The sequence below is a fragment of the Calditrichota bacterium genome, assembly GCA_014359355.1.
Classification (GTDB): Bacteria; Zhuqueibacterota; Zhuqueibacteria; order JANLFK01; family Oleimicrobiaceae; genus Oleimicrobium.
Window position 1 is genome coordinate 1 of sequence record JACIZP010000230.1, and the last position, 8,316, is coordinate 8,316.

The 8,316-nt window shown below is 60.0% G+C and carries 10 protein-coding genes; all 10 read left to right on the top strand.

The features are described 5' to 3' along the window. Nucleotides 1-251, top strand: a 251-nt coding sequence (locus H5U38_10365) for a hypothetical protein (protein ID MBC7187426.1), incomplete at its 5' end; no start/stop codon positions are given. 121 nt (nucleotides 252-372) lie between these two features. Next, nucleotides 373-1,665, top strand: a complete 1,293-nt coding sequence (locus tag H5U38_10370) for a tetratricopeptide repeat protein (protein ID MBC7187427.1) — start codon at nucleotides 373-375, stop codon at nucleotides 1,663-1,665. 69 nt (nucleotides 1,666-1,734) lie between these two features. Next, nucleotides 1,735-3,039, top strand: coding sequence for a serine hydroxymethyltransferase (locus H5U38_10375; GenBank protein ID MBC7187428.1), 1,305 nt, complete (start codon nucleotides 1,735-1,737; stop codon nucleotides 3,037-3,039). A gap of 18 nt (nucleotides 3,040-3,057) precedes the next feature. Further along, entirely contained in the window at nucleotides 3,058-3,510 is a 453-nt protein-coding gene (nrdR, locus tag H5U38_10380) for a transcriptional repressor NrdR (GenBank protein ID MBC7187429.1), read from the top strand. 128 nt (nucleotides 3,511-3,638) lie between these two features. After that, nucleotides 3,639-4,979, top strand: coding sequence for an electron transport complex subunit RsxC (gene rsxC / locus H5U38_10385; protein MBC7187430.1), 1,341 nt, complete (start codon nucleotides 3,639-3,641; stop codon nucleotides 4,977-4,979). A gap of 51 nt (nucleotides 4,980-5,030) precedes the next feature. Beyond that, nucleotides 5,031-6,089, top strand: coding sequence for an RnfABCDGE type electron transport complex subunit D (locus tag H5U38_10390; GenBank protein MBC7187431.1), 1,059 nt, complete (start codon nucleotides 5,031-5,033; stop codon nucleotides 6,087-6,089). Continuing rightward, nucleotides 6,086-6,721 (top strand): RnfABCDGE type electron transport complex subunit G, encoded by a 636-nt coding sequence (locus tag H5U38_10395; protein MBC7187432.1) that lies wholly within the window; start codon nucleotides 6,086-6,088, stop codon nucleotides 6,719-6,721. Before H5U38_10390 ends, H5U38_10395 begins: the two co-directional genes overlap by 4 nt. A gap of 21 nt (nucleotides 6,722-6,742) precedes the next feature. Beyond that, on the top strand, nucleotides 6,743-7,342 hold the full coding sequence (locus tag H5U38_10400; GenBank protein ID MBC7187433.1) for an electron transport complex subunit E: 600 nt from the start codon (nucleotides 6,743-6,745) through the stop codon (nucleotides 7,340-7,342). Nucleotides 7,343-7,376: 34 nt separating this feature from the next. Further along, nucleotides 7,377-8,006, top strand: a complete 630-nt coding sequence (rsxA, locus tag H5U38_10405; GenBank protein MBC7187434.1) for an electron transport complex subunit RsxA — start codon at nucleotides 7,377-7,379, stop codon at nucleotides 8,004-8,006. A 169-nt stretch (nucleotides 8,007-8,175) separates the two neighbouring features. Further along, on the top strand, nucleotides 8,176-8,316 hold a 141-nt coding region (locus tag H5U38_10410), incomplete at its 3' end, for a twin-arginine translocase subunit TatC (protein ID MBC7187435.1).

The window sequence follows — 8,316 nt, forward strand, 5'->3', positions numbered from 1 at the left end:
TGAAGAAGGTCGCGTATCGTGCAGGCTTTCGCTACGGCCGCCTGCCTTTGCTTACAGGCGATGGCCGGCAACTCTGGGAGTATGCCTTCACCATTGGCTGGGGGCTGCCCTTCTTCTCCTTTCTCGGGCGCGTAGACGTGGCCTACGAGTGGGCCTTCAGAGGCTCGTTACCCGATGATCCCGTGAAAGAGCGGACGCATCGTCTCCTCGTCAGCGTTGCCGGTGCCGAGCGCTGGTTCCAGCGCCAATAGAGCAGATAGACGGCCCGCAACGCCGGCACCAAATATTGCTTGCTTTTGTTTCCGATTTTTCGCAAATTTCGCACCTGAGTCTGGGAAAGCAACGAGGATTTAGCTGGAGGAGGACTTGGCAGTGAAGAGAACAGTCCTTGTGCGCAGCATCGGGGCGGCGGTCGCTTCGGCAGCGCTCATCGGTTGGGTGTGCAGCCTGGCGCTCTGGTCGGGATGCGCCGCTACCGGTCCAAAAGTCTCGCCGGAAGAGGAGGCGGCCCGCCGCAAGGCGATCCAGGATTCGATCCGGGCCGCACAGCGCCTGGAGATTCTCAAGAAGTGGAGCCTGGGCTACGAGCACTACAAGAACAAGAGCTACCGCGACGCCATCCCTCATCTGTGGAAGGTCATTGAGCTTGATACGGCCCAACACGAGATGAAGGAGGTCTATACTGTTCTCGGCGATGCCTACATCAAGCTCAATGTTCCGGACAGCGCTTTGATCGTCTATGAGCTGGGCGTGCGGGTATTCCCCCAGAATGCCCACCTTCACCGCAGCCTCGGCTATCTGTATGCGGTCATCGGCAGGGTGCCCGAGGCGATCCGGCAATACGAAGAAGCCTTGGAGATTGAACCCGATGCAATAAACGACCGCAGGGCCTTGGCCGCGTTGTACGTGAAGGCAGAAAATGTCGAAGGCGCCATCCTTCAGCTCGAAAAGGTCCTGCAACAAGATCCCAGCGACAAGCAGAGCCAGGAGACGTTGAGCTCGCTTTACCGGGCAAGCGGCGACGAAATGGGGTACGTGCAGGCCTTGGAAAAGGCACATCAGCTTGATCCGGAAAACACAGAGACCATGCTGAGGCTGGGAAAGGCCTATTACGACCGCAACGAGAACCAGAAAGCGGTGGCGATTTTCCAGAAGCTTTTGCAGAAGACACCCGATGACACCTACGTGATGGAACTGCAAGCGGGGGCTTTGCAGAACATGAAGAAGTTCAAAGAGGCCATCGCGGTCTACGACAAGATCCTGGCGTTGCGGCCGGACAACAAGCGGGCCTATTGTGAGCAGGCGTCCTGCTACAAAGAGCTGGGCCAGTTCACCAAGGCACGGGCCTTGGCGCGCAAGGCATCGTCGTTGGACCCCAGCTATGGTTACGCCTACTTCGTCGCGGGCGAGATCTACGAGGCCGCGGTGGATGCATGCATGACCCAACGCGGCGAACGGAGCCCCAAGTTCGACGACAAGCTCGTCTACTGGTTCGCCTATGAGGAATACCGCAAGGCACTCCAGGACTTGGAAATGCGCGATTATGCCCAGCGCCGCATGGACTACCTGAAAAACCTTATCCCTACTGAGGACGACATCTTCTTCCACAAAGACGAGTGGGCGAAGAAACGCACGCGCGTCGACTGCTACCAGTGGATTTACTGAGGGGAACGGAACAGCCGGCCGAACGGGTGATCAGGGCAACGGGCGCGGTGCACTTGTCAGAGCGAAACCGTGGAAGAGCTACGGCAAACCGATCCTGAGGTCTACAAGGCCATCGTCGATGAGGTGGCCAGGCAGAACGACAAGTTGGAGCTCATCGCCTCCGAGAACTTTGTCAGCCTGGCCGTCCTGCAGGCGATGGGCCAGGTGATGACCAACAAATACGCCGAAGGCTACCCCGGCAAGCGCTATTACGGCGGCTGCGAGCATGTGGACGTGGTCGAGGAGCTGGCCAGGGAACGCGTGAAGAAGCTGTTTGGTGCTGAACACGCCAACGTGCAGCCCCACTCGGGCTCGCAGGCCAACATGGCCGCCTACTTTTCTTTCGTCAACCCTGGCGACACGGTGATGGGCATGAATCTGGCGCATGGCGGCCACTTGACGCACGGTAGCCCGGTGAACTTTTCCGGTCGCTTCTTGCGGATGGTCTTCTACGGTGTCGACCGGAACGGCTACATCGACATGGCGGAGGTGGAAGCGGTTGCCCGGCGCGAGCGTCCCAAGCTGATTATCACCGGGGCAAGCGCCTACTCGCGCGCCATCGACTATGCGGCTTTCCGCCAGATTGCTGACAGCGTCGGGGCAAAGCTCATCGCTGACATTGCTCATCCGGCGGGGCTCATCGCCGCGGGGCTGCTGCCCAGCCCTCTGCCGCATTGCCATGTGGTCACCTCCACCACGCACAAGACCTTGCGTGGGCCGCGCGGGGGACTCATCCTCATCGGCAAGGACCAAGAGAACGACATGGGGCTCACTACCCCTAAGGGTCGCTTGAAGATGATCTCCGAGATCGTGGACTCCAATGTCTTCCCTGGTTTTCAGGGTGGGCCCTTGATGCACGTCATCGCGGCCAAGGCAGTGGCGTTCAAGGAGGCGTTGGAGCCGGAGTTCAAGACCTACTCTGCACAGGTCATCGCCAATGCCAAAGCGTTGGCGAATGCCCTGATGGAACGTGGCTACCACATCGTCTCCGGCGGCACGGACAGCCATCTCATGCTGGTTGACCTGCGCAATAAGGGGCTCACCGGCCGGGATGCGGAGAAGGCACTGGAGCAGGCCGGCATTACCGTCAACAAGAACATGGTCCCCTTCGACGACCAAAGTCCCTTTGTCACCAGTGGGATCAGATTGGGGTCTCCAGCATTGACGACGCGGGGGATGAAAGAGCCGGAGATGGTGTACATCGCCGAGCTCATCGATCGGGTGTTGTCACACATGGGCGATGAGCAGGTCTACGCCCAGGTGAGGGGCGCGGTGCGCGAACTGTGCGCCCGCTTCCCACTGTACACCTTCGTGGGGGCTCTGGTGTCGTCTTAGTAGCTTGGCGAGGGCGGTATGAAGTGCCCGTTCTGTGCTCACCCTGATACGCACGTGATTGACTCTCGCACGCGCGGTGATGGGCAGTTTGTGCGCCGGCGCCGTGAGTGTCTGGCATGCGGCAGGCGCTTCACCACCAAGGAGTACGTCGATGCGGGCCCACTTCTGGTCATAAAGGCAGACGGACGCCGCGAGCCATTTGACCGGGAGAAGGTGCTGCGCGGCGTGCAGCTTGCGTGCACCAAGCGGCCCATCTCGGCGCAGGCGATGGAAGACTTGGTGGCAGGTGTCGAGGCAGAACTCCGCGAGATGGGCGTCGAGGAAGTGGAGTCCAAAGTCATCGGCGAGAAGGTGACCGCGCGACTCAAAGAGCTGGACGACGTGGCCTACGTGCGCTTCGCCTCGGTCTACCGGAAGTTCCAGACCAAGGAAGGGTTCTTGGAAGAGTTGCGGCGGCTGAAAGGGGAGTAACCTTCGCAGCCGCCATCGGCATAGGACAAGTCTAAGCGTGCTGCACAGGAGGGCTGGCTGCGCCACGATGAGGGAGGCAGTCATGCCCTTCCGTATGTGTATCCATTCCGACGGAGTCGATATTGCGGATGCTACGGAAGCGGACTTTTTCTGGAGGTGTGCATCCTCCTCAGTGCAAGATCACTGCTCACCTGCCCATCGAAGAGGTACCCCCGCCGCCACAGGTGGTCATCCCCCTCCAGCAACACCTCGGAGCCCCTGCAGAGCCGCTTTGCCAGGTTGGGGATGCGGTGAAAATTGGCGACAAGATCGGTGAGGCAAAAGGGTTTGTCTCCGTTCCTTGTCACGCTTCGATTTCCGGCACGGTCAAGGCGGTGGAGCCACGACTGCACCCTTTGGGAGGAAGAGTCCTTTCGGTGGTCATTGAAAACGACGGCAAGGGAGAAGTGTCCTCCTCCGTTGCGCCTGATCCTGACTACATGGACTGCTCCCCGGACGAGTTGCGGGCGCGCGTGCGCGAGGCGGGCCTTGCCGGCATGGGGGGCGCCGCCTTTCCGACGCATGTAAAGCTCTCGCCGCCCCCGACCAAGCCGATCGATACGCTCATCATCAACGGCGCTGAGTGCGAGCCCTATTTGACCTCCGACCATCGCCTCATGCTGGAACAGCCACGGGAAATCCTGGCGGGGGTGCAGGTGATCCAGAAGATCTTGGGGTGCAAGCGGGTGGTCATCGCCATCGAGGACAACAAACCGGACGCACTTGCCACCATGCGCAAGACGGTCTCCGAGTTGGGGAATCGCTACGAAGTGATTTCGTTCCGGGCAAAGTACCCGCAGGGCGCGGAAAAGCAGCTGATCAAGGCCGCGACTGGCCGCGAGGTGCCTCGCGGGGGCCTGCCCATGGATGTAGGGTGTCTGGTGCACAACGTCGGCACGGCAAAGGCCATCTATGAGGCGGTGGCACTGCGAAAGCCTTTAGTCGAGCGCGTGGTTACCGTCACCGGGCCAGGCGTCAGGACGCCGAAGAACTTGCGCGTGCCCTTGGGGACGTCTTTCGCGCACCTTTTTGCGCACTGCGGCGGGCTGACTGAAGACGCCGGCAAGATCATCATGGGCGGGCCGATGATGGGCATCGCCCAGTTCAGCGACGAAGTGCCCGTGATCAAAGGAACCTCGGGCATTGTGGTTCTCTCGCAGAGGGAAAGCAGGGTCGCTGAGCCTCAGGTGTGCATAGGCTGCGCCCGCTGCGTGGATGCTTGCCCCATGAAGCTTGTCCCGACCCACATCCAGACGCTGGTGAGACACGAGCGCTTTGCCGCAGCCAAAGACTATGGCCTGTTAGATTGCATTGAGTGCGGCTGCTGCGCCTTTGTCTGTCCCGCGAAGATCCCCTTTGTGCACTTGATGAAATACGGCAAGCTGAAGGTGTACCAGCTCGAGCGGGCGGCCGCGCCCAAGAGCGCATGAGACTCGAGTATGCGGAGCTGAGCACAGATGGCAACGTGAGGCGGATGGAGAATGGAGAAGGAGCGCTTTCTTTCGGCATCGCCGCACTTGAGCGACGCTGAATCGATCCCCAAGATTATGTACGGCGTGGTGCTGTCGCTGCTCCCGGCGGCAGTGGGCGCGGTCTATTTCTTTGGGCTGAAGGCCTTGTGGATCATGCTCGTCGCCTCGGCGGCGGCAATGGCCAGCGAGGCAGCGGTGCAAGCCATTATGCGCAAGAAGATTACCGTCGCTGACGGGAGCGCGTTGGTGACAGGCATCCTGCTCGCTTTCAACGTGCCCGCCTCCGTCCCTCTCTGGCTGCCAGCCATCGGGGCAGTGTTTGGCACCGTGGTGGGCAAACATGCGTTTGGCGGCTTGGGTTACAACCCCATGAACCCTGCCTTGCTGGGCCGCGCCTTCATGTTGGCCTCCTGGCCCACGTCCATGACCGTTTTCACTGTGGCCCCCCGAGGCGGTTCACTGTGCGGCATCGACCCGGCCACCATCAGCGCCCTGCAGATTGATGCCGTGACCCAGGCAACGCCGCTGAAGCTGCTTAAGGTGGCGCGCGGCGTGTTAGCGCACCCTTCTGCCGCCGATCCGACCTCGTACGCCAGTTACGCCAAAGCGATGGGAGCGCTTTACGACTCCTACGGGAATCTCTTTTGGGGCAGAGTCGGCGGCTGCATCGGAGAGACCTCTGCTTTCTTGCTGCTCGTCGGCGCGCTGTTCCTGTTGTACAAGCGCTACATCGGCTGGAAGATCCCGGTCAGCTATTTGGGCACCGTGGCTCTGCTGTCCTGGGCTTTCGCTGGCACCGATGGTCTCTTTTCGGGAAAACCGCTCTTTCATCTCTTGTCGGGTGGGGTGATGCTCGGGGCCTTCTACATGGCCACCGACATGGTGACCTCGCCGGTGACCTTTCGAGGGAGGCTGCTCTTCGGTGCTGGTTGTGGGGTGATAACCATGGTCATCAGGCTCATTGGCGGGTACCCAGAGGGAGTGTGCTATTCAATCTTGCTCATGAACCTCACTGTTCCCCTCTTGGATCGCCACACAAGGCCAAGGATCTTGGGAGAGAAGAAGTGAAGGAGATCGGCAAATTCAGCGGCACACTGTTGTTGGTCACTGTGGTGGCAGCAGGTGCCCTCTCGGCGGTAAATAGTGTTACCAAGCCGCGGATCGAGCGGCAGCAGCAACTGAAGACCTTGGAAGCCTTAGGTGTTGCCTTGCCGGGGGTGCCCGCGGACGCCATTGAATCGGTGAGCCGCGACGGGCGCATCCTCTACTACGTCGGCTACGAGTCACCAGGGTCAAGGCGAGTGGTCGGCTATGGGGTCACCGGAAAGGGAAAAGGGTACGCCGGTGATGTCGAGACCCTGGTGGGCGTGGACACATCGTTCACCATCGTGGGCATTCGGGTGTTGGCGCAGCGCGAGACGCCAGGCCTAGGGACCAAGATTGTGGAAACACGGGCCGGGGAGACAGTGCCCTATTTTCAGGCTCAATTCGTTGGGCGTACTGCGGCGCAGTGCAAGGTGGACAAAGACGGTGGGCCTATTGTCAGCATCACCGGGGCGACAATCTCCTCGCGCGCCGTCGCCAACGGGGTCGCCGCCGCGATCGACTCCTTGCGGCTCTGGCTGAGCAGTGCCGCCGCGCGTGAAGTAGCTGCTGAGGCAGACTCCACCAAGTCGCTTTCGCCGCTGATGAGCCAGTAGGAGAACGAGGGAAGAGAACAGATGTCCGCACGGCGCGAGCTGGTCAAAGGCATTTATGAGCAGAACCCAGTGTTCCGGCAGGTGTTGGGACTTTGTCCCACCCTTGCCGTTTCTACCTCCATCGAGAATGCAATTGGCATGGGCGCGGCTGCCACGTTCGTGCTCTGCTGCTCGAACGTCATCATCTCCCTGATTCGCAAGGGGGTGCCGCCCAAGATTCGTATCCCCATCTACATCGTGGTGATTGCCACTTTCGTCACCATCGTGGATATGGTCATGGCCGCGTTCACGCCCGTGCTCTACAAAACGCTGGGCATTTTCGTGCCGCTCATCGTGGTCAACTGCATCATCTTGGGGCGCGCGGAAGCGTTCGCTGGCAAGAACTCCGTGGGTCTGTCTTTGCTGGACGGAATTGGCATGGGGTTGGGCTTCACCTTTGGCCTCCTGTCACTGGCCATAATCCGCGAACTGCTGGGAGCAGGCACGATCATGGGACATCCTCTTTTCGGTGAGCGCTTTGAGCCAGTGCTCCTAATGATTATGGCCCCGGGAGGTTTTCTTACCGTCGGTTACCTGCTGGGTCTGTTCAACTGGATCGATCGCAAGCGGGCAAGGTCTTGATGGCCGCACGAACCGGAGCAAGAGAAGGTCACCTATGGACGTTCGGAGCCTATTGATTATCGCTGTCGGCGCAATCTTTATCAACAACTTCGTCCTGATGCGCTTCCTCGGCATCTGCCCGTACATCGGCGTCTCCAAGTCGTTGGATTCCGCCGTGGGCATGGGGAGCGCGGTGATATTTGTGATGACCCTGGCGTCGGTGGTTACTTTCCTGGTGGAAAAGTACATTCTGCTCCCTGATTCCAGCGTCTTCAGGCTGGTTTTTGCGGGTCACCAGGCGCCGGATCTCCGTTTCTTGAGGACCATTGCCTACATCCTCACCATAGCCAGCCTGGTGCAGTTCGTGGAGATGGTCATCCAGAAGAGCAGTCCGGCACTGTACAAGTCCCTGGGCATCTATCTGCCCCTCATCACCACCAACTGTGCCGTGCTGGGGGTGGCGTTGCTGAACCAGGTGGAGCATTTCAATTTCATCCAGAGCGCGGTAAACGGTTTCTCTGCCGGGGTTGGCTTTACGCTGGCATTGGTGCTCATGTCCAGCATTCGGGAGAAGTTGGAATTGGCGGATGTGCCGGAGGCACTGCGGGGCGTGCCCATTGCCTTTATCATGGCCGGGCTTATGTCCATTGCTTTTCTCGGTTTTTCGGGCCTGACGCTGAAATAGCGATATCAGCCAGCGCTTCCCAGACGCCGACTGCAAACCAAGCCCCTCTCTGCTTCTGGCCCGAACGAGGGGCTTATTCATCTTGTCGGCGAGCGGGAGGCTTGGCAGTCCGGTAGGTTGAGTGGTGGCTGAGGACAAAAAAGAACGCAAGGTGCGGGACGAGAAGCGCATGCCATTCCTGGACCACCTGGAGGAGTTGCGGTGGCGGCTCATCAAGTGTCTCATCGCGGTGGCCGTGGCCAGCTTTCTGTGCTATGCGGTCGCCGGCAAGTTGATGAGCTTCTTGACCAAGCCCTACCCGAAGCAGCTC

Coding starts and splice junctions, on each gene's coding strand:
- H5U38_10390 (MBC7187431.1), top strand. CDS start 5,031: ATGGAGAAGGAGCGCTTTCTTTCGGCATCGCCGCACTTGAGCGACGCT.
- H5U38_10400 (MBC7187433.1), top strand. CDS start 6,743: ATGTCCGCACGGCGCGAGCTGGTCAAAGGCATTTATGAGCAGAACCCA.
- rsxC (MBC7187430.1), top strand. CDS start 3,639: ATGCTACGGAAGCGGACTTTTTCTGGAGGTGTGCATCCTCCTCAGTGC.
- rsxA (MBC7187434.1), top strand. CDS start 7,377: ATGGACGTTCGGAGCCTATTGATTATCGCTGTCGGCGCAATCTTTATC.
- nrdR (MBC7187429.1), top strand. CDS start 3,058: ATGAAGTGCCCGTTCTGTGCTCACCCTGATACGCACGTGATTGACTCT.